Annotated in this window: 21 protein-coding genes; 8 read left to right on the top strand and 13 right to left on the bottom strand. The window is 39.7% G+C overall.

Annotated elements, in window-relative coordinates:
• Window positions 1-5: 5 nt before the first annotated feature.
• The 4 genes from FDK13_RS26935 to FDK13_RS26920 form a co-directional block, all read right to left on the bottom strand.
• Window positions 6-356 (bottom strand): hypothetical protein, encoded by a 351-nt coding sequence (locus FDK13_RS26935; RefSeq protein ID WP_137343121.1) that lies wholly within the window; start codon window positions 354-356, stop codon window positions 6-8.
• 27 nt (window positions 357-383) lie between these two features.
• On the bottom strand, window positions 384-2,048 hold the full coding sequence (locus FDK13_RS26930) for a pyruvate dehydrogenase complex dihydrolipoamide acetyltransferase (protein ID WP_137343120.1): 1,665 nt from the start codon (window positions 2,046-2,048) through the stop codon (window positions 384-386).
• Between the two features lie 117 nt (window positions 2,049-2,165).
• Complete coding sequence (gene lepA, locus FDK13_RS26925; protein WP_137343119.1) at window positions 2,166-3,953, bottom strand: translation elongation factor 4; 1,788 nt, start codon at window positions 3,951-3,953, stop codon at window positions 2,166-2,168.
• Window positions 3,954-4,002: 49 nt separating this feature from the next.
• Window positions 4,003-5,238 (bottom strand): DUF819 family protein, encoded by a 1,236-nt coding sequence (locus tag FDK13_RS26920; protein ID WP_137343118.1) that lies wholly within the window; start codon window positions 5,236-5,238, stop codon window positions 4,003-4,005.
• 303 nt (window positions 5,239-5,541) lie between these two features.
• Here FDK13_RS26920 and FDK13_RS26915 point away from each other — a divergent pair, with 303 nt between their 5' ends.
• From FDK13_RS26915 to FDK13_RS26905, 3 genes are all read left to right on the top strand, one after another.
• Window positions 5,542-7,941: a TonB-dependent receptor gene (locus FDK13_RS26915; RefSeq protein WP_137343179.1), complete on the top strand. Its 2,400-nt coding sequence runs from the start codon at window positions 5,542-5,544 to the stop codon at window positions 7,939-7,941.
• 189 nt (window positions 7,942-8,130) lie between these two features.
• The gene (locus FDK13_RS26910) at window positions 8,131-8,580 is read left to right on the top strand and encodes a response regulator (RefSeq protein WP_137343117.1); all 450 of its coding nucleotides are present in this window, start codon (window positions 8,131-8,133) and stop codon (window positions 8,578-8,580) included.
• 81 nt (window positions 8,581-8,661) lie between these two features.
• The gene (locus FDK13_RS26905; protein WP_137343116.1) at window positions 8,662-11,868 is read left to right on the top strand and encodes a PAS domain S-box protein; all 3,207 of its coding nucleotides are present in this window, start codon (window positions 8,662-8,664) and stop codon (window positions 11,866-11,868) included.
• A 7-nt stretch (window positions 11,869-11,875) separates the two neighbouring features.
• Here the strand turns inward: FDK13_RS26905 and FDK13_RS26900 are convergent, their stop codons facing one another.
• The 3 genes from FDK13_RS26900 to FDK13_RS26890 all read right to left on the bottom strand — a co-directional run bounded on the left by FDK13_RS26900 (window position 11,876) and on the right by FDK13_RS26890 (window position 15,194).
• A complete protein-coding gene (locus FDK13_RS26900; RefSeq protein ID WP_137343115.1) occupies window positions 11,876-13,990 on the bottom strand; it encodes an alpha-amylase family protein in 2,115 nt (704 codons plus the stop codon).
• 126 nt (window positions 13,991-14,116) lie between these two features.
• On the bottom strand, window positions 14,117-14,977 hold the full coding sequence (locus FDK13_RS26895; RefSeq protein WP_137343114.1) for a DMT family transporter: 861 nt from the start codon (window positions 14,975-14,977) through the stop codon (window positions 14,117-14,119).
• 16 nt (window positions 14,978-14,993) lie between these two features.
• Window positions 14,994-15,194 carry a YwbE family protein gene (locus FDK13_RS26890; RefSeq protein ID WP_137343113.1) on the bottom strand — a complete coding sequence of 67 codons (201 nt, stop codon included), beginning with the start codon at window positions 15,192-15,194 and terminating at the stop codon, window positions 14,994-14,996.
• Between the two features lie 435 nt (window positions 15,195-15,629).
• Here FDK13_RS26890 and FDK13_RS26885 point away from each other — a divergent pair, with 435 nt between their 5' ends.
• Window positions 15,630-16,808: an MFS transporter gene (locus tag FDK13_RS26885; protein WP_137343112.1), complete on the top strand. Its 1,179-nt coding sequence runs from the start codon at window positions 15,630-15,632 to the stop codon at window positions 16,806-16,808.
• On the opposite strand, the gene FDK13_RS26880 is transcribed toward FDK13_RS26885, so the two are convergent.
• On the bottom strand, window positions 16,809-19,043 hold the full coding sequence (locus FDK13_RS26880; protein ID WP_137343111.1) for an FUSC family protein: 2,235 nt from the start codon (window positions 19,041-19,043) through the stop codon (window positions 16,809-16,811).
• 194 nt (window positions 19,044-19,237) lie between these two features.
• Between FDK13_RS26880 and FDK13_RS26875 the strand changes: the two genes are divergently transcribed.
• From FDK13_RS26875 to FDK13_RS26860, 4 genes are read left to right on the top strand one after another with little or no spacing between them, the layout of a single operon-like run.
• Window positions 19,238-19,819 carry an HPP family protein gene (locus tag FDK13_RS26875; RefSeq protein WP_229216229.1) on the top strand — a complete coding sequence of 194 codons (582 nt, stop codon included), beginning with the start codon at window positions 19,238-19,240 and terminating at the stop codon, window positions 19,817-19,819.
• A gap of 39 nt (window positions 19,820-19,858) precedes the next feature.
• Window positions 19,859-21,130, top strand: a complete 1,272-nt coding sequence (locus tag FDK13_RS26870; RefSeq protein WP_137343109.1) for a chloride channel protein — start codon at window positions 19,859-19,861, stop codon at window positions 21,128-21,130.
• 60 nt (window positions 21,131-21,190) lie between these two features.
• Window positions 21,191-21,673 (top strand): GNAT family N-acetyltransferase, encoded by a 483-nt coding sequence (locus FDK13_RS26865; RefSeq protein ID WP_137343108.1) that lies wholly within the window; start codon window positions 21,191-21,193, stop codon window positions 21,671-21,673.
• 24 nt (window positions 21,674-21,697) lie between these two features.
• Complete coding sequence (locus FDK13_RS26860; RefSeq protein ID WP_137343107.1) at window positions 21,698-22,249, top strand: GNAT family N-acetyltransferase; 552 nt, start codon at window positions 21,698-21,700, stop codon at window positions 22,247-22,249.
• 75 nt (window positions 22,250-22,324) lie between these two features.
• Here FDK13_RS26860 and FDK13_RS26855 read toward each other — a convergent pair whose 3' ends face one another.
• The 5 genes from FDK13_RS26855 to FDK13_RS26835 all read right to left on the bottom strand — a co-directional run bounded on the left by FDK13_RS26855 (window position 22,325) and on the right by FDK13_RS26835 (window position 26,566).
• On the bottom strand, window positions 22,325-22,765 hold the full coding sequence (locus tag FDK13_RS26855; RefSeq protein ID WP_285545097.1) for an organic hydroperoxide resistance protein: 441 nt from the start codon (window positions 22,763-22,765) through the stop codon (window positions 22,325-22,327).
• 29 nt (window positions 22,766-22,794) lie between these two features.
• Entirely contained in the window at window positions 22,795-23,241 is a 447-nt protein-coding gene (locus FDK13_RS26850; protein WP_137343106.1) for a MarR family winged helix-turn-helix transcriptional regulator, read from the bottom strand.
• A gap of 135 nt (window positions 23,242-23,376) precedes the next feature.
• On the bottom strand, window positions 23,377-23,901 hold the full coding sequence (locus FDK13_RS26845; protein WP_137343105.1) for a ferritin: 525 nt from the start codon (window positions 23,899-23,901) through the stop codon (window positions 23,377-23,379).
• Between the two features lie 112 nt (window positions 23,902-24,013).
• Entirely contained in the window at window positions 24,014-24,361 is a 348-nt protein-coding gene (locus tag FDK13_RS26840; RefSeq protein WP_229216228.1) for a hypothetical protein, read from the bottom strand.
• A 531-nt stretch (window positions 24,362-24,892) separates the two neighbouring features.
• Entirely contained in the window at window positions 24,893-26,566 is a 1,674-nt protein-coding gene (locus FDK13_RS26835; protein WP_137343103.1) for a glutamine--tRNA ligase/YqeY domain fusion protein, read from the bottom strand.
• Window positions 26,567-26,663 lie beyond the last annotated feature (97 nt).

Here is a 26,663-nt window from a genome sequence, read left to right as displayed (position 1 = left end):
AAAAACTAGTTTTTGTTTTTCAGGAGTGTAAGAATAGATTCCTGAATAAGCTTAATCTCCTGCTGAGAAGCCATGTGTTCAACAAATCCTCGTCTCATTTCATTAAGATTATTATCCATTTTATCCAGTCTATCCTTCATTTGGTCCATTTTGTCATTTGTCAACATTTGATTTTCCAAAAGAAATGAAATAGTATCACTCTGTTTACTGGCAATATCATTACTCTTCTGCATTGCAATCCTTAAGTGGGTAACATCTTCTGATACCTTATCAACTTTCGCTGCTGTTTCATCAAGCTTAATCAGCATTTCAGCAACAAGCGGCTCGATCTGATTTAAACGGTCTCCTGATTTCATATTTAGTGTGTGTTTATAATTATAACCTTAAACCAACATGCTCATCGGCTCTTCCAACAGCTTTTTAACTGTATTCAGGAACTGAGCCGCAAGTGCTCCGTCAACAACACGGTGATCAGCTGAAAGGGTAACTTTCATGATGTTAGTAGGATAAACTGTTCCATCTTCCTTGAAAGCCGCAACTTTTTTAATACCACCAATAGCCAATATACAGGAATCCGGCGGGTTAATGATGGCTGTAAATTCATCTACACCAAACATACCCAGGTTAGAAATCGAGAATGTATTTCCTTCCCAATCCTTAGGCTGCAATTTTTTATCTTTTGCTTTACCGGCAAAATCTTTTACTTCCGCTGAAATGGTAGAAAGATTTTTCTTGTCGGCATCACGGATCACAGGAACCAAAAGTCCTTCGTCAACCGCAACGGCAACACCGATATTTACATAATTGTATTTTCTTATTTTATCTCCCAACCATGCAGAGTTAACCGCAGGATGTTGTTTCAATGCAATCGCGCAAGCTTTGATCACGAAGTCATTGAATGAGATTTTAGCTGGGCTAACTTCATTCAATTGAGGACGTAATGCCATTGCTTTGTCCATCACGATTTCCATGGTAACATAGAAATGTGGTGCAGTGAACAAACTATCGCTCAAACGACGTGCAATCGTTTTACGCATTTGAGAAATTGGTGTATCAACGAAATCTCCGTTTGCAGCAGCAGGTTGTACTTCTGGTTTCGCAGCAGGCACAGCCGGTTCAGCAGCTTTTGCTGGCGCAGCTTCTGTTTTGGCAGCTGGTTTGAATTCATCGACATCACGTTTCACGATACGGCCATTATCTCCGCTTCCGGCAACCTGATTGATGTTAATTCCTTTTTCGTCAGCCAAACGGCGTGCAAGTGGAGATATTTTAACACGTTCTCCTGAATCTGCAACAGATGTTGTTTTTTCAGCTTCCGCAGGAGCAGCTTCTTCTGTTTTTGCAGCAGGTGGAGCTTCCACTCCGGGTTCTGCTTCTCCGTTTTCACGGGCAAGCAAAGCTTCAACGTTTGATCCTTCTTCACCAATGACAGCGATAATTCCGTCAACAGGAACTGCTTCGCCTTCTTTGATACCTACATAAAGCAAAGTACCATCTTCATATGCTTCAAGCTCCATTGTAGCTTTGTCGGTTTCGACTTCCGCCAGAATGTCTCCTGATTTAACTTTATCTCCAACTTTTTTCTGCCACGAAACCAACGTTCCTTCTTCCATCGTATCGCTCATTTTTGGCATACGAACAACGGCAGCATTGATTTTTTCGGTAGATTTTGCGGCAGGTGCAGCCGGCGCTTTTTCAGCGGTCGGTGTTGCAGTTTCTACCGGAGTTGGTTTGGCTTCTTCTTTTTTACCATTGCTGGCTGCTGCCCCGTTTCCACCACCTTCTTCCAGCAATGATTTATAATCTTCACCTTTTTCACCTACAATCGCCATTACGCCATCAATAGGAACAGCATCGCCTTTTTTAACGCCTATATAAAGAAGAGTACCATCATAATACGATTCAAGATCCATAGTAGCTTTGTCGGTCTCGACTTCGGCTATAATTTCACCGGATTTGATTACATCACCAACTTGTTTGTGCCATTCTGCAATAACACCTTCTTCCATGGTGTCGCTCATCTTGGGCATACGGATTACTTCTGCCATATCGGTATTTGTCGTATTTTAGTTTCTTGGGTATTACAAATAGATTCGAGTCAAATTTACAACAAAAGGCTTACGAAGCACTTTCTTTTGTTATTAAATTATAACGCTGTATTCAATTTAATTAATCTTTAATACAGCCATAAATGCTTCCTGCGGTATTTCCACATTACCAACCTGACGCATACGTTTCTTCCCTTTTTTCTGTTTTTCAAGCAGTTTACGCTTACGGGAAATATCACCACCGTAACATTTGGCCAATACATCTTTACGCAACGCCTTCACGGTTTCTCTGGCAATAATTTTCTGACCAATAGCGGCCTGGATCGCGATCTCAAACATTTGTCTTGGTATCAGCTCACGTAATTTCTCGCAAAGTTTTTTACCCCATTCGTAAGCTTTCGTTCTGTGAACAATAGCCGACAAAGCATCAACTGGTTCACCATTAAGCATTACGTCAAGTTTTACCATGTCTGATTCTTCATATCCGGCCAGGTCATAATCCAGAGATGCATAACCTTTGGAAATTGTTTTCAGTTTGTCAAAAAAGTCAAACACAACTTCTGCCAACGGTAATCTGAATTGCAATTCCACACGTTCGGCGGTCAGATAAACCTGATTTTTCAACATCCCGCGTTTGTCCATACAAAGCGTAAGGATCGGGCCGATGTAATCAGATTTTGTGATGATCTGTGCGTTGATGTAGGGTTCTTCAATCCAGTTGATCAGGTTCGGTTCCGGCATTTCGGAAGGAGCACTGATATTGACCAACTCATTTTTTGTATTCGTTATTCTAAACTGAACCGACGGAACGGTAGTGATAACCGTCATATCAAATTCACGTTCCAGGCGCTCCTGGACAATCTCCATATGCAGCATACCAAGAAATCCGCAACGGAAACCAAAGCCAAGTGCCGCAGATGTTTCCGGTTCCCAAACCAGAGCCGCATCATTCAATTGAAGTTTTTCCATTGCATCACGGAGTTCTTCAAATTCAGTGGTATCAACAGGATAAATACCTGCAAAAACCATCGGTTTTACTTCGGAAAATCCATTGATAGCCTCAGTTGCCTGGCGATGCAAATGGGTTATCGTATCACCAACTTTTACTTCTTTGGCAACTTTGATGCCTGAAATGAGATAACCTACATCACCGCATTCAACCACCTGTTTCGGTATTTGTACAAGGCCAAGCGTACCAATTTCATCAGCAAAATATTCCTTGCCGGTGTTCATGAACTTAACTTTGTCACCTTTTTTGATACTCCCGTTTTTGATACGGAAAATAACTTCAATACCGCGGTAAGAATTAAAAACAGAGTCGAAGATAAGCGCCTGCAACGGGCCGTCAGGATCTCCAACTGGCGCAGGAATACGCTCAATAATTGCATCAAGAATTTCTTTGATACCAATACCTTCTTTTCCGCTGGCCGGGATAATGTCATCACGGTTGCAGCCTAAGAGGTCAACCATTTCATCCTTGATCTCCTCAGGTCTTGCACCTGGCAAATCAACTTTGTTAAGTACCGGAATGATGGTCAGATTATGATTTATCGCAAGATATAAATTTGAAATTGTCTGCGCTTCTGTTCCTTGTGATGCGTCAACCAACAATAATGCACCTTCACAAGCCGCAATGGAACGTGAAACTTCGTATGAAAAATCGACGTGTCCTGGTGTATCAATAAGGTTCAGTGTGTATTCTTCCCCTTTGTAAAGATAAGTCATCTGAATCGCGTGGCTCTTAATCGTGATACCGCGTTCGCGTTCCAGATCCATATTGTCAAGGAGCTGCGCCTGCATGTCACGATTGGATACCGTTTTGGTAAATTCCAACAGACGATCTGCCAGTGTGCTTTTTCCGTGGTCAATATGGGCAATAATGCAAAAATTACGAATGTTCTTCATGAAAATAATTATATAGGCCGACAAAATTACACGCCTAAACTTTCAAATCCTACATTTCACTAACCCACTGCATCATAAGTGCCGAAAGATAGCCTCCATATGTGCCTATGGCGTATCCTAAAATTGCCAATAAAATCCCGACCGAAGCCAGCGAAGGATGAAATGCTGCCGCAACCACAGAAGCCGAAGCGGAGCCGCCAACATTCGCCTGACTGGAAACAGCTAAAAAGAAATAAGGAATTTTCAATAACCGGGCTACTAAAACAATTAAACCGGCATGAACCATCATCCAAATCAAGCCAATTCCAAAAAGTCCGGGATTATCCGCAATCGATCCTAAATCCATTTGCATGCCAATTGTTGCTACCAAAATGTATAGAAATACGCTTCCCAATTTTGAAGCTCCGACGTTTTCAAGTTTTCGTAAAGGTGTGAAAGACAAAATAATTCCCATTAAAGTGACCAAACCGGTAATCCAGAAAAAGCTGGAAGTAAGACTGTATTTTTCCAAAGCAGGATAATTGGCCGCCAGATAAGGCGTGATTTTCTCAGCCAGCCAATGTGCCAGTCCGGTTGCTCCAAGACCAACAGCACACAAGTAAATGAAATCCTTCGTTCCGGGAATTTTCTGATTTGTTAATTGAGCTTGTTCCAAATCATTTTTTACGTGGTCTATCTGGCTGCTGTCTGCTTTAAGAAAACGATCAATTTTTGTTGCAAAACCTGCTCCGTAAATTAAAACAGCCATCCATAATTCTGCGGTTATTACATCTACGGCAACGATTTGAGAAAATAAACGATCACTTGGTTTGAAAACTTCCCGCAAAGCCGTTTGATTGGCTCCACCGCCAATCCAGCTTCCGGCAATAGTAGCTAATCCTCGCCAAATAGCATCCGGACCTTCGCCTGCCACGGTTTCAGGACTTATTTTTCCAACAATAAAAAGTGCAATCGGGCCTCCGATAATTATTCCAAAAGAACCAACCAGCATCATAATTATCGCAGGCGGGCCAAGTTTTGCCAGCGCTTTCCAATCCATTCCCAATGTGAAAAGAACGAGACAAGCAGGCAGGAGATATCTTGAAACAACCGGATAAAGTTGGGAAGTAGCTCCGTTTATTATTCCAAAAGAATTAAGTAAACCAGGAATGAAATAGCATAATAATAGCGGCGGAAAAATACCATAAAACCGTTGCCAGCCTTTTTGAGGAAGTGACGCCGTATAAAATACCATGGCCAGGATTACCATGAGCAGGCCCAGAACCGTAGCGTCATTTTGTAACATAATCTATAATTTTTGAAGGCTTAGGAAATTGAATTTCCAAATATATGCATTTCAGCAACGGAGGCTAATTTCTTGATTACGATTAATTGGCGCTGGGGGCAGACATTAGAATATGTCGTCATAATCTGTAACTATTCAGAGTAAATCCAGTGACTTTATGGGTTTTAATGAAAATAGTAAAGTTTCCTAAACCTATATAAGCATTCAATGCGTAAACCATTACAAACAATATCAGAATCAGCAAAAGGATTGATTATCGTAAACAGGGAAGACCGTGTGTGGAGGAAATGTAAATCCTTTTCCATGTTTTTTATTTTTCTTTTTTTCTTTTTAAACACTGCTTTTGGGCAAACGGGAGGCAAGTTTTCGGTCACTGGAAAAGTAACAGACACTCAGAATAATGGTGCATTAAGTTATGCCAGTGTGCGTTTGTTTAAAGCATCCGACAGCACTTTTGTCACAGGTGCGATCACAAACGAAACCGGTGTATTTTCAATAGAAGTGAATGCCGGGGCGTATTATGCATTAGCGGAATTCATAGGTTATAACGCTCGAAAAACTTCCGGTGTGAATGTTACTTCACAGAATTCTACTCTGAACATTGGCACGATTAAATTAAGTCCTTCGGCAAAAACACTTGATGAAGTTGTGGTTCAGGGAGAGAAGAGTACAATGGAACTCACATTGGATAAAAAGATTTTTAATGTAGGCAAAGATCTTGCAAATGCCGGTGGAACGGGAGTGGACATTCTTACCAATATACCGTCTGTGGCTGTTGATGTGGACGGCAATGTCAGTCTGAGAGGAAGCAGTAATGTGCGTATACTTATTGACGGTAAACCTTCGGGGCTGGTAAGTCTGAAAGGCGGAAGTGGTTTGCAATCTTTGCAGGGAAGCATGATTGAACGCGTTGAGATCATTACAAATCCGTCTGCCCGATACGAAGCAGAAGGTATGGGGGGGATTATCAATATCGTTTTGAAAAAAGAGAGAAAAGAAGGATTTAACGGATCCTTTGATATAATTACCGGGCATCCGACAAATTTTGGAGCCGCGGCGAATGTAAATTACCGGCGCAAAAACCTTAATTTCTTTGTCAATTATACGGTTTCATACAGAAATACACCTGGTAAAAATTCGCTTTACCAGGAATTATATCGGAACGATTCGACTTTCATCACCCAGAAAAATATGGTGAGTCATCTTAAAGGTCAGAATAATAGTGCACGTGCCGGGATTGATTATTATTTGAACGATAAAAATGTTTTAACCGGCTCTTACACTTATCGCCTCAGTAAGGGAAAACGCTTCTCGAATATTGATTACCGTGATTATTTATCAAATCTGAACAATTTGTTGAGTACCACAAACAGAACGCAGGATGAAACAGAAACCGAGCCTAATTCTGAATATGCATTAACTTATAAAAGGACTTTCAAAAGAAAAGGGCAGGAATTGACAGCTGATGTCCGATATCTGGACAACTGGGAAGATTCGGATCAGTATTACAGACAAAAAACGCTGAAACCGGACGGAAGTCCTTCGGATATTCCATCGACTTTGCAACGCGCTGTTAATTATGAAACAGAAAAACAATTTCTGGCTCAGGTTGATTATGTGCATCCGTTTGGAAAAGAAGGAAAATTTGAAGCCGGCGGAAGAAGCAGCACCCGGAATATGACCAACGATTATACCGTGACCCAGCAAAATGACGACGGCAGTTTTAGTCCGATTCCCGGCCTCACCAATGATTTTTTATATGAAGAAAGGATCAATGCAGCTTATGGAATTGTGGGGAATAAAACGAAAAAACTTTCTTATCAGGTTGGACTTCGGGCTGAATGGACGGGCGTAACTACTACGTTGAAACAAACCAATGATGTAAACAAACGGACTTATGCCAATTTATTCCCAAGCGTTCACGTCAGTTACGAACTTCCCCGCCAACATGCGCTTCAGTTAAGTTTTAGTCGTCGCGTACGCCGGCCGCAGTATAATGATTTAAGTCCCTTTATGACATATAGTGACAACCGGAATTATTTCAGCGGAAATCCTGATCTTAATCCCGAATTTACAAATGCTTTTGAAATTGGTCATATCAAATATATTGAGAAAGGTTCTATCAGTTCCTCCATTTATTACCGTCATACAAACGGCAAAATTATCAGCATCCGACGGGTTGAGGACAATGGTGATTCTTATACTAAACCTGAAAACCTGGGAACGGAAAATTCTTATGGTGCCGAGTTTACGGGATCTTATGCCTTATACCAATGGTGGAAATTGGATGGAAGTTTAAACTTTTTCAGGGCTATTACCAATGGTGCCGGAGCAGATGCAGAATTCAAAAGTGATACTTATAGTTGGTTTGCCAGAACTACCTCACGTTTTAGTTTATGGAAAAATACCGATTTGCAACTCCGTGCCAATTATGAAGCACCGCAGCAAACGCCGCAGGGAAAGCGAAAAGCTTTGGCAACACTGGATTTGGCAGCAAGTCGTGATGTTTTTAAAAATAATGGAACTCTCGTGTTGAGTGTAACGGATGTTTTTAATTCGCGCAAGTACAGGTCAATTCTGGAAGGTTCCAATTATTATGCTACCACAAGTTCTCAGGGCAGATTAAGGCAAATCAACCTGACATTGAATTACCGTTTACATCAGGCTAAAAAGAAAAAAGAACTGAACGCCGGAGAATATTGATTCTATATTTGAGATCACGATTGCGATTTTATTAAAATAATATATTTTTAAAATCGTTAAAATATATTTAGCGGAATATCTGCTCTGAAATGTACACTTTTGTTTTTTCTGATATTTCAGAAGTGGCATTTTTTATTCCTAAACACAAAGTATACTGGTGTGCGTACTTTGGGAGACAATTGATCAGGTATGAAAAAAATTGAAAGAAAATATATTTTCCTGGTCGATGACGATGAAGACGACTGCCTTTTGTTTGAAGACGCATTAAGAGAGGTGTGCGATATGACGGAGTTACGGACTGCTAATGACGGAATGGAATTGATGGATATTCTTGAAAATAAAATGCCGCCAACGCCGGACGTTATTTTTCTGGACCTCAATATGCCTAAAAAGAATGGTTATGAATGTCTGACTGAAATTAGAAAAGAGGCGAAATTTAAAGATATTCCTGTTGTGATTTTTTCTACAAGCGGTGAAGAAGAAATAATTAACCGTCTTTATGACGAGGGTGCTGATTATTATATTAAAAAACCCGGATCTTTTTCGAAATTAAAATTGGCTATTCAGCATATACTGGCGATTGATTGGCGTCAACACCGCTTTAAGACCTTCAAGGAAGATTTTTATTTTCAATTTTAATATCACGATTGGCACGATGTTAGCAGCAGGCTGATAGAGAATCGGACCCTTTATTTATTAGTGAGAAAATAGGATTGAAGCATGAATTTACTTGAACTGGATTTCGAAAGAGCCAAGGCAAAACATATATTATTTAAAACCCGGCTCAGATCAATGCTTTATGGTATTGATATAGATGAAACTGCGGTTACAGATTATAAGGAATGTGAAGTAGGGGAATGGATTTATGGTTATGCACTTGAAAAGTATGGCTATATTCCCGAGATGCACGACCTTGAAAAAGTCCATCATGAAATTCATGATTGTGCCAATGAACTGATCGCTTTATACAAAAACGGTGAAGTCGAAAAGGCGCGTGAAGGATTAATGATGATGGAACAGATAGCGGGCAATCTTACCACGTTGCTATCGGTTATCGAAATCAAAGTAAAATCCGGGACAAAAGATCAGAATGAAGAAGAAATCTCGGATCAGCTTACTGTAAATTACAAAGAACTTCTTCAGCTCCAGGAAACGCTTCTTGCGCTGGACGCACATGTGAAAAAGGAAATTGAGAACGCAGCGAAAGCAAAAAAAGAAGGGAATAACAGCGAAATCAAGTTTCGTAATACGATGAAACAGGCACCTGTTGGCATGGTGATTTTGCGAGGACGGGAGCTTATCGTAGAAATGGCAAATGATACGTATCTTGAAATTGTTGATAAACGGGAAGATGAATTTGTAGGGAAGTCATTATTTGACTCTCTTCCTGAAGTAAAAGATCGAGTAAATCCAATTTTGCAAGGAATACTGACAAGTGGAATTCCATATTATGGAAATGAATTTGAAGTAATATTGCTTCGTTCCGGTAGGAAGGAAACATGTTATTTTAATTTTGTTTATCAGCCGTTGCTTGAAACAGACGGTTCTATTAGCGGAATTATTGTAGTGGCCACCGAGGTGACGCAGCAGATAAAAGCAAAAAATGCCTTGCAGCAAAGTGAAAACCGGTTCCGAAATCTGGTTTCACAATCACAATTTGCCAAAGCCATTTTTGAAGGGGAAGATATGCTGATCAGCATTGCTAATGAAGCAATGCTGAAAGATCTGTGGAAACGGGAATTGAAGGAAGTTCAGGGTAAAAAGCTTCTGGAAGTTTTTCCCGAACTAACAGACCAGAAATTCCCTCAGATCTTAAAAGACGTTTATTTTAATGGAATAACACATAAGGAAAATGAAGCTCTGGCTATTATAGAGACGCCCGAAGGACGTAAAACGTATTACCTTGATTTTCAATGTGCACCAATCCATGAAGTAGACGGGTCAGTTTGCGGTGTGATGGTTTCAGTAAATAATGTAACGGAAAAAGTTGAAGCGCGGCAGCAGATTAACGACGCTGCGGAGAGACTGAGCCTTGCCACAGAAGGAACTCAGCTGGCAACCTGGGATCTGAATTTACAAACCCGGCAAATCGTTTACTCGTCAAGGTTAAGCCAATTGTTCGGTCAGCCGGAAGCCAAAATTATGACACATTGGGATATGCGCGATCAGGTATTTGCCGAGGACGTAGAAAGGGTTGAGCAAGCGTATAAAACGGCTTTTAAAACCGGGATTTACTATTACGAAGCAAGGATTGTTCATCCTGATAATTCATTGCATTGGATGCGGACACAGGGTAAAGTTATGTTTGATAACAATGGGAAACCGCACCGGATGCTTGGAACTATGATGGATATTTCTGAGCAAAAACAAGCAGAGCAAATCATAGAAGAAAGTGAAAAACGGTATAAAGATCTGATTGGAACCTTGCCAGTGGCGGTTTATACTGTTGATGCGGATGGACTGGTTAATTTGTACAACAAAGCTGCTGTGAAATTGTGGGGCAGAGTACCTGAATTAGGTAAAGAATTGTGGTGCGGTTCTCATGAAATGTATACGCTGGAAGGCGATTTGCTTCCGCATGTGGATTGTCCGATGGGGGTAGCGTTTAGAGAAAAACGTGCACTTAGCGCAGAAGCCTATGTCAAAAGGCCGGATGGGACATTAAGACATGTTATTGCAAATCCACAACCGATTCATGACAGTGCCGGAAATGTAACTGGTGCATTGAATGTACTTATTGATATTACAGACCGGAAGGAAGCCGAATATGCTTTGAGAACAAGTGAAGGCAAATTCAGGACGCTGTCGGATTCTATGCCACAGTTTATCTGGACGGCAGATGTAGAAGGAAATCTTAATTATTTCAACCAGTCCACTTTTGATTACTCGGGATTAACTTATGAGAAGATTGAAAAAGATGGGTGGCTGCAAATGGTTCATCCTGATGATATCGAACTCAACATCCGTTTGTGGTCGGAAGCGGTCAGGTCCGGGAACGAATTTATTTATGAACATCGTTTCCGGAAATTTGACGGAGAATACCGCTGGCAGTTGAGCCGCGCCATGCCTCAGAGAGATACTGACGGTGTGATTCAAATGTGGGTTGGAACCAGCACAGATATCCACGACAGTAAATTGTTTATTGATGAACTGGAATCCAAAGTACAGCAGCGGACCAGGGAGCTAACTGTTATCAATGACGAATTGATCCGTACTAATATTGAATTGGGGCAATTCGCCTATGTAGCCAGTCACGATTTGCAGGAACCGCTTCGGAAAATCCAGACTTTTGCAACCAGGATCATGGAAACTGAGAAAAATAACCTGTCCGATCGTGGCAAGGATTATTTTAACCGTATGCAGGCGTCGTCAACCCGGATGCAGCAATTGATCATAGATCTGCTTGCTTTTTCAAGGGCGACTGCTATGGAAAAGAATTTTGAGTTTACGGATCTTAATATTTTACTGCAAAACGTTAAGGAGCAATTGCAAGAAAGTATCCACCAAAAAGGTGCTGTTATTTCTTCTTCAACATTGCCTTCGCTGAACGTAATTGTTTATCAGTTTGAACAACTTTTTACCAACCTGATCGCTAATTCACTGAAATTTGTAAAAAGGGGTGTTCACCCGGAAATACATATTACTGCCGGAATAATTGCCGGAAGTGATTTGGGATATACGGAAGCCATTCCTGAAAATGATTATCATTATATTTCTTTTACAGACAACGGTATCGGTTTCGATCCGCAATTCCGGGAAAGAATATTTCAGGTTTTCCAACGTCTTCATAATAAAAGCGCTTACGAAGGGACAGGAATTGGCTTGGCAATTTGTAAAAAAATTGTAGATAATCACCAGGGAATCATTACGGCAATCAGTAATCCTGATGAAGGGGCAACATTTATTGTTTACCTTCCTGTTGTTTAATCCTGGTTTATTTATCAATCACAATACCGTCAAACGCTTCGAGTTTATCAACCTTAAATTCCAGAAAACCTTCCTTCCACGTAAAAATGACAGGTTTTCCGCTGGTCATAGAAAATACTTTTGCAGGTTTGAAATCGGATTTTACTTTGAATTTCATCTGATAAACAGACAGCGGCGGAAAATAAGTATTTCCGCTAAATCCGGTTAGATTAACAAGGTGTAAAATCATCCCGTTTTCTTTACTTATCGAATTAACACCGGGAATATTCTTACTATATTTTTGAAGAATAGTCTCAATACGTGCCGGCGCGTCAGTTTGTATCGTTTGCGTTGCTTCCGGATAAATGTAATTGATTACGTCCAGTAAAATATTCTTATGTTCCTCATAACCATGCATGTAATATAACCTGCCGATGTTGATCGGCATCAAAACTGCTTTACTTTTTGGATGTTTTTTTATACCCAAAGCAAAATAACCGATCGGATCATGTCCGCCAATAATTTCCGGGGGACCCGGTCTTCCTTTTCCAAGAACAGGAAGCAAAGTCTGATCCGCAGCTTTGAAATCGTATAATCCCAGATTAAATTTCCAAAACAGCATTTTCTGTTTTGTGAAATGCTTGAAAATTGTCTTGTTTTCAGGATTAAGATAATTTCCGGCACCGTCGTTATCCATTGTTACAATCTTGGCGCCAAATAAATCCATCAACGTTTCTGGTGTGTCAAAAAAGGCTTTGTTGGTAGCGATAAGATTTGTTCCGTTTTCTGACGCTTCTTTAATTATGGCAAGTGATTTCTTACTCAGATAAGTGATTTCAGGTAAAATGATCAATTTGTAATTTTTTACTTTCCCTTCCAGATTTTCAATCTGTGCATCTTCAATAATATCAAAAGGAATATGCGCTTCTTTTAGCATCAAAACGATTCCCCGATATTCCTGCATGGTAGGTCCGCTGGGCCAGGAACCCGGAGCGATTACTGCAATTTTGGCGACCGATTTATACTTTCCAAAATATTGTTCATGTTTTTTGTGATGCGCATAAACGGTCTTGATCACATCATAATTCCGCTCGTCTTCATAACCGCGCATATCACCCATCATGCTGATATCCAGTCCTGAACCATTTGCAATATTTTCGTACAATCGGATTCTTACTTCCTCAGGTTCAACCGCATTATAACGCGACTGAAATGAAATTTGCTGAATGCTGGCATTGCTGATAATATGATCGGGATAGGAATTTACGGCGTTTCCAACATTATCCGAAGCTGTATAAGGCCAGTAAGGCAGAACAGTACTGCTCTGGGATTCATGCCGGATAATGTCAACATATTTGTCAAAATAAGTACAAATGGCGATGTTACTGTTTTTGGATTTTACCAGGGTATTCAGTTTGTGTGACCAGTCTTCAACGGTAAACTTTTTGAATTCAAGATATTTTTGAAATAAAGGATCGGCTTTGTTTTCTTCTTTTGGCAAGGCCTGCCCGTTTGTATATTCGGCAAAACGTTTATTGTCATATTCATTCTGGTCAATGCCATGATATTTTCCTTCATATGGATTGTTGACCTGATAACCCGGCATATTCAGGAAAATGCCATCAACCGGGAATTTATCAATAACTTCTTCAATGATTTTGAAAGCTTTTTCCTGAACATAGGGTGCGTTTATCGAAACTACGTACATGTCGGTATTGATAATTCTTTCGCCTTTTGGAGAAATATAACACCAGTCGGGATGTGCTTTGAAAATGCTTTCCTGGACGCGGCTGAAATCGAAACGAACGATTACTTTGATCCCTTTTTCATGACATTTTCTGACTACATCGGCCAGCATATTATTATCTTTTAGAAACGGATTTCGGTAATGAAAATCGAGTTCAGTAGGGTAGAAGGCCATGATTCCGCCTGCATTGATCAAAAGCGTATTGGCAGAAAAGTTTTCGAGATCTTTTAATAATGAATCGGGATTCAGCGTTGCTGCCTCGTAAGCCGGTAAGTTGGTTTGAATAACGCGCAGATTATTTTTTTTCCACCAGAAAGTTGTGTCTGTTTTTTGGGCAAAAACTGTTGTATTGAGAAGAAAAAAATAAATCAGAAAATTTAATGGCTTACTTTTCATTTTGCGCTTTATTAATTCTTAGGAATAAATGTAATAAAGACGCTTATTCGGGAATATACTTGCTAGTGGTTACTTAACCGCAATGGGCGCTATGGTTTACGCGATGGGTGCAATGGATTTTTGTGACTAAGAGAGGCTTTTTCTTTTAAGGAAAGTAATTCCAATACCTGCCAGAATGATGATTCCGCCGATGATCATTTGAAGTGAAACTTTTTCGTTTATGAAAATCCAGGCCATTAATCCTGTTACAACCGATTGACTTAATAAACTTAACGAAACACGTTGTGCATCCAGTTTTTGAACTGCATAACTGATTGTCAGCCAACCGAGTAATTGACAAATTAATCCTTGAATGCTTAGGACGCCCCAAATTGTCGGCGTGAAATTCCATAATTGCTGGCCGGTTACCAGACAAATAATGAGTAAATAAATACTGGAAACGGACATGCTGTAAACCATGAAACTGACAATTTTCATGTGGTTCAAAACCCTCTTACTCGTGAGCATGTAGCTGGCGTACAACAGTCCGGATGTGAGCGCCATCAGAAATCCTTTGTCAAAACGCATTTGGGTAAATGTGTCAATTCCCATCAGGATAACCATGCCTGAAAGTGCGAAAGCAGTTCCTATCCAGAATTGTTTTCCTGGTTTGTCATTCAAAAAAAGTGCAGAAGCGATTCCTACCCAGACCGGCGATAAATTGGTCAATAAGGTCGCTTGCGTTGCATTGGAATAATGGATTGATAAATTCCAGATCGCGATGTCACTGCCAAATAAAATCCCGCAAATGAAGATTGGGAGCCATAAAGATCTGTCAGGTTTTTGAAGCTGATTTTTGATCAATACATAAGGTAATAGAAAAATAACCGCGATAGCCATCCGGTAAAACGCAGAAGTCAACCCCGATACCGGCGCCCATTTTACCAGAACAGGAAAGATACTGATGGAGATAACGCCAATGAGAAGACAAATCCGGGGATTGAGCATAATGGGAATTTTTGAGTTAGCCGATAATTTTTACCCGTCCAACTTCTCCGTTCATGAGCCTCACTTTAATACCATGCGTATGTTTTGGCGCACTGGTCAAAATATCTTTAACAATTCCCTTTGTCAATTTTCCGGTGCGCTGATCCTGTTTTAAAACAATAGATACTGCAAGTCCCGGTGTTATATTTCTCCGCTCGGTACCTGATAATTCATTCATAAAAATTGATTTCGGTTGTTGATAAAACTTAAATTTTTTACCAAAAGTAAAACAAAATGACTCGCGAACATCATATCGTATTGCAATCATTGCTTTAATGATAAATAATTGTATTTTTTAAAGTTTATGCAGAGTGGAAATTAATTGTGTAACTGAAAATATCATTTCAGTTTTTGCATCTTTTTCGAAAATTGGTGTGATTAATCCTTTATGTTCTTTGTTTGATTAAATCAAAGAACAATTTTAAAATGCCGCATTTATCCAAATTGAACACATTTTAAAATATAGACGTTACCTTTCCTGTATAAATTAAGATTTTATGGCCAGTTGGAAATACTGGTCACGACTTCTGGAAATAATGTTTTGAGTCTTGTAATCGAAATTTAACAAAACAAAGAAACGTTGATTTGAAATGTTTGCTGTAAAGAACTGAATATGAAAAAGAGCATATTAACACTAACACTAGGAGGTTTTGGTATTGGCATGACCGAATTCGTGATCATGGGGATTCTGCCCGATATCGCCAGATCACTCGAAATAACAATTCCCGAAGCCGGCCATTTGGTATCAGCTTATGCACTCGGGGTCGTGGTTGGAGCTCCTTTGCTTATTGGTTTTACGGGTGGCAAACCGCCGAAAACCATTTTGTTATTGCTGATGATCTTATTCACGGTTTTCAACACAATCTCAGCTTTTGCACCAAGCTATTACATGCTTCTGCTTTCCCGATTCTTCTCCGGAATGCCTCATGGAGCCTTTTTCGGTGTAGGCGCCGTAGTAGCCGGCCGACTGGCAGAACCTGGAAAAGAAGCGAGATCGGTTTCTCTGATGTTTGCGGGATTAACAATTGCAAATCTGATCGGCGTGCCGCTGGGAACATTTATCGGCCATCATATCAGCTGGCGGATTACCTTTATGATTGTCGGTGTAATTGGTTTGCTGACCACCACAAGCATTAAAATCTGGATGCCTTCTCTTGCTGTTACCAATACAAAAGGTTTGCTAAGCGAGCTTAAATTTTTTACCCGTCTGGACGCATGGTTAATAGTAGCCGTTATCGCGGTCGGTACCGGCGGATTCTTTTGCTGGTACAGTTACATCGCTCCATTATTAACAGAAGTAGCAGGTTTCAGTGACGATTCTATTATGTATATTCTGGTGTTAGCCGGATTGGGCATGGTTGTAGGGAATTTTATCGGTGGTCGCCTTGCGGATCGATATTCTCCCTTGTACACTTCCGCAGCATTATTATTTGCGATGGCAATTTCGTTGACAATTTTATATTTCGTTTCCCACAATCAGATATTAACATTGATTTCAACATTTATCACCGGTGCCATTGCGTTCGCGATGCTTTCACCCTTACAAATGCTGATGATCAATACCGCCAAAGGAGCCGAAATGCTGGCGGCTTCTGTAAGCCAGGCTAGTTTTAATATTGGAAATGCTTTGGGCGCTTATTTGGGCGGACTGCCAATCGCTGCCGGTTTAGGTTTTAATTCTCCGGAATGGGTTGGCGCAAGTCTGGCTATTGGCGGTGTGCTGGTTTCTTTTGTACTGATGTTTCATTTGAAACAAAACAAAGAAGTGCGTTTGCAAGCCGTTGAAGCCTGATCAGACTTCATCTGAAATCTTGTTCAGAATTTTAATTTCATCAATGGTAATCGTACTGATCAGTTCAAAAAGTCCATTGATGGTTTTGAAGTCCGACAATGCTTTTCTGGCTGGTGACTGAGCGGATTTTTCAATTCCCATTTCCTTAATTTCCTTTTTTCGAACCGTTAAAAGCTCGATTAATTTCTGATTTTGTGGAAGCGATTCTTTGATCACTTCGTTTCCGATATGCTGTTCTCCTTCAATTACTTTGATTGCCGTTTCAAACTGGCGGTCAATTTGCCGGATCATGGGTTTAAATTCTTCTGACAAATAACTCTGTCCCACCGTTTGCGCATACGTTGACAAAGAGGCGATATAAGAAGTAAGCATATGGCTTGTAGCCACAAACTGGTGATGTTCCTCCATTTTTACCTGCTGTTTTTTCGGTTCAGATAACATGCGCTGGAAATTATCCGACAGGTTAGCCATGGCAATAATTGCTTCTTTTCGATGTAATTTTAGTTCACCGATATTCAGAGAAACACCAGTGAAAATTATCGAAACGTTATCAAAATATTTTCTGTTTGCATCCAAAGCTTCTTTCATATATTGTTTGATCTGGGTATGTTCCCAAACCGGAAGTACGTAAGATGAAACGAAATAGGCGATAATCGATCCTATGACGGTATCAATCACACGATCCTGCAAAACCGCCGTAATGTGTTGTGGATTGAGGAAATTAAACCAAAGCAGAACGTAAAGCGTAATTCCGGTAGAAGCAACGAAATAATTAATTTTCAGGAAGCTATACGCACCGATCATGGCGAGCATCATGATCACAAAAATGACAGTATCATCTTTTACCAGATAAAGCGTCATAAACCCAAAAAATGCGCCCAAAACTGTTCCGCCAATCCGGTAAATATTCCGTTGCTGGGTTATACTGAAAGCCGGTTTCATGATCGTAACAATGGTCAGTAAGATCCAGTACCCATGGCCGACATCAAAGAATAATGAACTCAGAAATCCGATAATTAAAGCCAGCGTAACGCGGAATGCATGGCGAAAATGACTGGATTTAAAGGATAGATTATCCAGCAGGATCCGTGGAGAATATTCCTGTTTTGTGATAAAATCGTCCGTTTCAACATTTGGTTTGTAATCTTTGCTCAAATCAACGTCATAAGCTGTTGCACGGTGAAGTTTTTTTATCCGTTCCGTAATATCCTGGATGCTGTTCAAAATTTGACGCAACATGATAAAATCTTCCACATTATCGTGCGTCATCCTTCTTTCACGGATTTTGTCAAAGGCAAGCTGACATTTATTAAATGCTTCGTCCAGATCATGTTTGGGTTTGGATGGAAAACCGCCTTGCACGGCTAGTCCGATTTGTAAAAGTTCAGCAGCCAGCCAACTGATATAAGTACCAAAAAGTCGAAGGATTTTTGTATCATCAAAAGCTCTGTGCAGGTTCGAATAATTTTGCTGGGAGTTCAAGATCCGCTCCATTAAATCAACACTGTCCAAAAACATCAGCATTAGAATCCGGCTGGTATTGGTTGATTCGGATACAATCTGACGTGTTTTGAAAAGAATTTCTCTTAACGTTTCATGATTTTCCCGGAGAATAACCTGCTGATGAATCATTTGATTAAACAGTTCATCGTAGTCAGGTTTGGCAAAATAATAACCGGCCTTAACCGAAAGCAGTTTTCCAAGTTCCACAAAATTTTCTCCCAATAATTGCTGGATCAGTTTGTAAGGACGAATTTTTTGAAGAACAAGAAATAATATCAAATACCAGATTCCGCCGGCAGAAAAAACCAGCGCGTTATGCAGCACCATTTCCCGGCTGATGTGATCATCAATATTAAAAACAAAAACGAGCAGAGAAATTAATCCAATGCTGTTCGCACGGTTTCCATAAACGCCGACAAGCGAGAAAAACATACCAAAAAGTATGATTTCGATAAAAGAAACAAAATGTATATGTCTTAAAAAACCCGTTACGCAAGCGACGACAAAACAGGTCACTATGGCGATCATCAGGGAATTTCTTCTACGATGGACCGGGCCGGGATTGTCGGTGGTTCCAATCAGTAAAGTCCCCAACGGGAAGGCGATCAGGTTATTCAGAATTCCGTAATGATGAAAGATAAGACACGGAATTACAGCTCCTAACGTGAGCCGGACGCCCGTGTAGAGGTAATGGCTGGAAATAAATTTCTTAAACTCATCAAGGTAATTCATGCAAACGCTAAACGGTGGCTAATTCGGTACTTCCAATATCAACTTTATGTTTGACAAAAACGATACCTGACCCAAAATTTTATTGCCGGGATTTTACCTTTTTGACGCTGAGGCAAATTTTAGGATTATTTACGAACCATAACTTTGGGGAGATGGTTTTCTTTAATACATTTTATGGGATAATTATATTTGTTTTGAGAAAGCATTTAAGAAAGCAGGCCAGAATAGCCCGCTATGTTATTTACAAGGAAACACTGATCGATTTCAAAGATCATTTCTGGACATTTGTAGGTTCTTTTACCGGCATTGGTTTAATTGGCTTTTTGAATCAGAAAAGTTTTACACCTGTAGATAACCTTTTTCTGATTGGCTCCTTCGGTGCTTCCTCCGTTTTAATTTATGGAATAGTTAATAGCCCTTTGGCCCAGCCTAGAAATCTTGTTGGCGGACACGTTATTTGTGCATTGGTTGGTGTTACAGTCCACTATATCATTCCAAATGAAATCTGGCTATCTTCTGCTTTTGCCGTTTCCCTTTCCATTGTGATGATGCAGATCACCAAAACGCTGCACCCACCTGGTGGTGCCACGGCACTTATTGCAAATATAGGCTCCGAAAAAGTGACCAGTCTTGGATATTTGTATGTATTAAGTCCGGTTTTATCTGGAGTGATTATATTATTGCTCGTTGCTTTGGTCGTTAATAATATGACATCTCACAGAAAATATCCAATCAATAAACATTGGTATAAAGTTCACAAAAGAAGATACCGTTAGATTCTCAGGACGGGTATTTTAGTTTTACAAATCAACAATATGAATACAAGTGTTATATCTCCTTATCGTCAAAAAAAAGCAAAAAGGACAATTACAGTATTGGGTGCAGCGGCAATAATCGGTGTTTTTGCAGCTTTGATAGCGGATACCTTAAAAGTGATCACAGAACATTATGAACATGATTTTCTGCACCGGCTTGGTGAAAATCAATATCTTATTTTCTTTTTGCCTCTGATTGGTTTTACGACAATTCATATTTTGCGGCATTTTCTTTTTCGAAACAAGCCTAACAAGGGAATAAAGGAAGTCATGGATTCCATTGTTAGAAATGGAAAAACTTTGCCCGCATACAAAATTCCTTCGCATTATTTTAATGGATTGCTTACCGTCATTTTTGGAGGATCGACAGGAATTGAAGTTTCCACAGTTGTCGCTACTGCATCTATCGGAGCATTATCCAGTCATAAAATTGATAACCTGAATAAATACCGGACGGATCTAATCTGTGCCGGACTTGCCGCCGGTGTAACCGCGTTGTTCAATGCACCCATTGCAGGGTTTATGTTTGCATTTGAGGTTTTCACGAGCCGAAGAAAAAAGACACATATTGCAGCCGTTACAACCGCAATCATGACGTCTTTTTTGTTGACAAAATATTTTTTCTACAAACAGGTTTTTGATTTCCACGTAACCATCTGGCACAAAGAAGCTTTGCCTTATTTTATATTATTAGGGATCCTGGCCGGGTTCAATTCTGTCTTGCTAACCAAAAGTGTCTTGTTTTTCAAAAACTTCTTTGGTTCTATTAAAAATGATTACGTCAAAATTATGGCGGGGTCGCTGATAATTTCGACTATGATTTTTTTCTTCCCAAGTTTATATGGTGAAGGTTATGCCGGAATCAAAAACCTGACCATTATTTCACAGCCCACTGATCTTCTTCTGCTTTTACCACTTTTATTTGTCATGTTTTTAAAACCAATAGCCACCTCTGTGACACTTGGTGTGGGTGGTGACGGCGGCGTTTTTGCTCCCAGCTTATTTATTGGCGCATTTCTGGGTTTGATTACAGCAATGACGCTCAATCATTTTTTTCATCTTAATCTTATTCCACTCAATTTTATTGTGATTGGAATGGCTGCTGTTTTAAGCGGAAGTATTCACGCACCGCTGACTTCCATTTTCCTGGTTTGTGCCATTGCAGATAATTACATTCTATTTATACCTATATTGATCGCCTGTCTTATTTCGCGCTTCGTGGCCAATAGGATTTATCCATACACGGTTTATACGTATAAGCCTGTGGCTTGATTGTTGTAGCTGAAAAGTAAGTCAGCTTACAGTACTTTTAACATTAATTGAATTGATTTTATGAATATCAGAAAGGCAATTGATCAGGACCGTCATGAGGTGTGGGAAATATTTACAGCGGTAATTCAAACGGGTGATACTTATGTCTTTGCTCCCGATACAGCAAAAGAAGATCTGGACAAACACTGGTTTTCGCCTTATATGGACACCTATGTTTTGGAAGAAAACGGAGAGATTCTGGGTACTTATATTATCAAACCCAACCAGATTGATCTGGGATCACATATTGCAAACGCTTCGTACATGGTACATCCGAAGGCGCAGGGAAGAGGAATCGGAAATCTGCTTTGCGAGCATTCACTTATGGAAGCGCGCAAATTTGGCTTTTTGGCCATGCAGTTCAATCTGGTTGTGAGTACCAATAAAGTTGCCGTTAAACTTTGGCAAAAATTTGGTTTTGAAATTATCGGGACGATTCCTGATGGTTTTAATCACCTGAGACTTGGCTATGTTGATGCTTTTATTATGTACCTTAAACTATAAATTTACATGAACTGGTAATTTTCCATGCTCACATTTAATTTCGATACCTTCCCCGTTCTTGAAACTGAACGGCTAAAATTGAAAGCGATTTCAATGGATTTTGTAAGTGATATTTTTCATCAGCGGAGCAAAAAAGAGGTTATGCAATATATCGCAAGACCATTGCTTTATTTGAAAATTCAGGCAGAAGATCTGGTTAAGAATTATCAGTATTTGTATGAACAAAGAATCAGTATTTCGTGGGCAATCACGCTGAAAGATTCGGGTCAGATGATCGGGACGGTTGGTTATCCAAGAATTAATAAGGAAAATTACAGAGGTGAAGTGGGTTATTCTCTTGATCCGGGTTATTGGTACAAAGGATACATGAATGAAGCTTTGGAGAAAGTTTTGAAATTCGGATTTGAAGAATTACACTTTCACAGCATTGAAGCGATGATTCATCCGGATAATAAAGCATCTTCGGATCTGGTGTTAAAACATGGATTTGTGAAGGAGGCTTACTTTAAAGAGTATACTTATTTTGAAGGAAAATTTCTGGATGTGGAAGTGTATTCATTGCTTCCGAAGAAATAAATCTCAAATTAGAACATAACAAAAAAACCGTATGCAACGTGCAAACGGTTTTTTTATACCACAGAATTTACATTTCTATTGAGCTGCCAATTCGTTTGTTGTCGTTTTAAGCGTCACTTCAACGTTTCCGCGTGTTGCGTTTGAATACGGACACACCTGATGTGCTTGTGCAATAAGATCGTCAGCAACCGATTGTTCAACACCAGGAATATTAGCTTCAAGGGTAACGACCAAGCCAAAACCTTCTGCTTCGTCTTTGCCGATTCCTACATGTGCAGTAACCGTTGTCATTCTCGTTGTCACTTTATTGCGCTTGATGATCAAACTTAAAGCACTGTCAAAACAAGCTGCATACCCTGCGGCGAATAATTGTTCCGGATTGGTATAATCATTATTTGCACCGCCCATTTCTTTTGGGATACGAACTTCCAGATCCAAAACTCCGTCAGATGAAGTTACTTTTCCATTTCTTCCGCCGGTGGCTGTTGCTGTGGCGGTATATATTGCGTTGATCATTTTGATTTGGTTTTTAGTGGGTTATTCAATTAATTACTATGTACTTTTTCAATTTGGTTGATCTTTTCAAGCAGACCAGTGGCCAGCGTTTTCATTTCACGCATTTCTTTATCCGTAAGTTCAAGACTGCATTTTATCTGTTCCGGAATCAGGGAAGCACTTTCTTTTAATTGTTCTCCCGATTCTGTCAATGTAATAATCACAACACGTTCGTCTTCTTTAAGTCTTTTACGAATAACCAGTTCGCGGTCTTCCAGTTTTTTCAATAAAGGAGAAAGCGTGCCGGAATCAAGCATAAGTTTATGTCCAAGTTCTTTTACAGAAACGGAATCTTCCTCCCAAAGGACCATCATAACCAGATATTGAGGATAAGTCAGTCCGATTTTTTCGAGAAGAGGCAAATAGTGGCTGGTTATTTTCCTGGATAAAGCATAAAGCGGAAAACAAAGCTGATTAGATAATTTTAGAAGTTCCATGTCTCATTATTAATTGTGTAAAATTAAATTGTATACAATTGAATTCCAAATTTTAACTGAATTATAAATCTTGAAACAAAAAAATAGCCGCATCGTGAAGATGCGGCTATTTGAATAAGCTTATTTTTTATAATTCTAGTTTTCTGATGTCAATTTCAAAACTGCTTTGTCGATGTGGTAGCGACCAGTTCCTTCTTCACCGATCACATCAAAAAGTTCGATAGCGCGACGAGCGTTGTCTTCTTCTTCAATTTGTTCGTTTACAAACCACTGCATAAAAGTTTCAGTAGCATAATCTTCTTCGCGACGTGTTTGTGTTACAATACGGTTGATTGATTGTGTCACATTAATTTCGCTTTGAAGAGCCGCTTCAAATACACTTCTGAATGAAGCAAATTCTTGTTTTACGGCAGGAACTTCAGGAGAAACCGCAGTTCCGCCAACAGTCATGATGTAGTTGAAAATTTTCAACATATGTCCGCGTTCTTCGTCGGATTGTTTAAGGAAATATGCAGCGCTGTTTCTGTAACCGTTACGGTCGCACCATGAAGCCATAGCCAAATATTTAGCTGATGCTTCTGCTTCCATCTTAACCTGGTTGTTTAATAATATTTCTATCTCTTCTTTTAAAGAAGTGCGGGCTCTAAGTAGATCTCTCATGGTATTCGTGTTTATCTTTTGAAGTAATAAGCACAAATATCAAAGGAAAGTTCGGCATAACAAGACGAAGCTATAAATTTGGAATTGGTCTAATATGAAGGGCGTCAGCTATTTAGACTAATTCTTGTTCTACGTAAAGAATTGTATGAAGAAGAGAATTAAGTTCAATTGCGAAGTGCGTTCCGTTCACAAGTTCTCTTAGCTGGATCAGTTCGCAAAGGGTAAGTTTCTGATTGATATTAAGTTGGGGAGCTTCAACAAATTCAAAATCAGATTCATCAGAAAGGTCAAATAATCTGCTTTTTATATCAATATTGTTAACCAAACGACGGAAGTTCAAAAAATCCTGGATACGAAATGAAGCGATCATCTCTCCAAAATGAATTACAATTCTTGAACTTTTATCACACTGAAAGCTAAAACCTTTGGAGGTACTGAACAATTCATTCGGGTTATTCACTGCAACTGATATTTATATGACCTTGAAATCTGTTACAAAGATAAATCGTAAGTTTTAGCATTGCAAGTATTATTTAAAACCAATCTAATTATATGGAGTGTTTAATTGAAATTTAATCAGGGTTGGGAAGAATTATTCTTTGGTGATTTTTGTACGGAATAGTATTTGTCAGGATCAGCAAAAAAAACGTCGTTCACTTTTTCAAGCAAACGACGTTTTCAAACGAAGTGGATATATAAATTCTTCTAAATCTCTAACCAAGCCAGGTAGAGGCATGAAAATATTTTAACTCCGAAGGACTGATATTATTATAGGAGAAGTGAAATTTTAGAATTTCCAAAACCCCGAAGGGGTGATATTTCACCCCTTCGGGGTTTTGGAGCGTATTTTGTTTCTCAATTTCTATAATAATAACATCCCTTCGGGATTGAAAACTACAATTTACTAATGTTTTAATTTTAATGCGTTTCGGTATGCTAACCAAGCCAGCTTTATTTGCAGAAAAGCTAATGGCCAACAGCCAGCAGTTATCTACTTTTCCCCAGCCTTCGCCCAGTTATCACGCAAAGTTACCGTACGATTAAAAACAGGCTTTTCAGCCGTTCCATCCGGATCAGCAGCGAAATAACCTTTTCTTAAAAACTGGAATGATTCACCTGGTTGCGCCTCTGCTAATGACGGTTCAGCATATCCCGTAATAATATTTAATGAATCCGGGTTCATATATTCTTTGAAATCACCTTCTTCCGACGCAACATTTTCAACAGAAAACAAACGGTCATACAAACGAACTTCAACCGGAATACCATGTTTGGCAGAAACCCAGTGCAAAGTTCCTTTAACATTAATTCCCGTAGTATCCTGTCCGCTTTTGCTGTTTTCAACATACGTACAATGAACTTCGGTAACCTCGCCATTTTCGTCTTTCACAACAGAATCAGCCTGAATGATGTAAGCGCCTTTCAGACGGACCATTTTGCCGGGTGCCAATCTGAAATATTTTTTAGACGGAACTTCCATAAAATCCTCACGCTCTATGAAAATCTCTTTGGTAAAAAGAATCTCACGCATGCCTGTCGCGATATCTTCCGGATTATTTTCAGTAATGCAGGTTTCAGAAAGATCTTCAGGGAAATTGGTGATCACCAGTTTCAAAGGATCAAGAACGACCATTCTGCGTAATGAAGTTTTGTTCAAATCTTCACGCACACAAAATTCCAGCAAACCTACATCGATCATATTTTCACGACGTGCTACACCGATACGGTCACAGAATTCGCGGATACTAGCCGGTGTGTAACCTCTTCTGCGTAAACCGCTGATGGTTGGCATACGCGGATCGTCCCAGCCATTTACGTGGCCATCCTGAACAAGTTGCAACAATTTTCTTTTGCTAGTTACCGTATAATTCAGATTACGACGAGCAAATTCATATTGATGTGACGGATATATTTCCAGCTTTTCAATCAGCCAGTCGTACAACTCACGGTGAGGAATAAATTCCATCGTACACAGTGAGTGCGTGATGTTTTCAATAGAATCACTTTGTCCGTGGGCAAAATCGTACATCGGATAAATGCACCATTTGTTGCCTGTCCGGTGATGATGTGCATGTTTGATACGGTATAAAATCGGATCACGCATCAGCATATTTTGATGCGCCATATCAATTTTCGCACGAAGTGTGTGACTTCCATCCGGGAAATCACCATTTTTCATCTGTTCAAAAAGAGCCAGATTTTCTTCAATCGTACGGTCACGGAACGGACTATTTTTTCCAGGTTCTGTTGGTGTTCCCTTCAAGGTAGCAATTTCCTCGGAAGTGGAATCGTCAACATAAGCCAGATTCATATTGATCAGCCTTACAGCATAATCGTATAATGTATCGAAATAGTCAGAAGCGTAAAGTTCGTTCTGCCATTCAAAACCCATCCAGCGAATATCATTTTTAATACTTTCAACATATTCGGTGTCCTCTGTTGTTGGATTTGTATCGTCAAATCGCAGGTTGGTATAGCCCGGAAATTTTTTTGTCAATCCAAAATTCAGACAAATACTTGAAGCATGCCCGATATGAAGATATCCGTTCGGCTCAGGAGGGAAACGGGTTACAATTTCCTTGTACTTACCCGCTTGCAGGTCCGCCTCAATGATCTCTTCAATAAAATTCAGGCTCTTCTCTTCTTTTTTCTCTTCCGTAATCATACAGTACTGGAAATATATTTCAATTGTCAAAGTTAATGTTCTTCACGTCAACCTCGAAATAATTTGTGTTCTTTGCGTGAAATCTGTCTTTAATTCA

Source organism: Dyadobacter frigoris (assembly GCF_005280585.1).
GTDB lineage: Bacteria > Bacteroidota > Bacteroidia > Cytophagales > Spirosomataceae > Dyadobacter > Dyadobacter frigoris.
The sequence above is the reverse complement of the archived record's forward strand: the minus strand, read 5'-3'. Positions and strand labels throughout refer to the sequence as shown.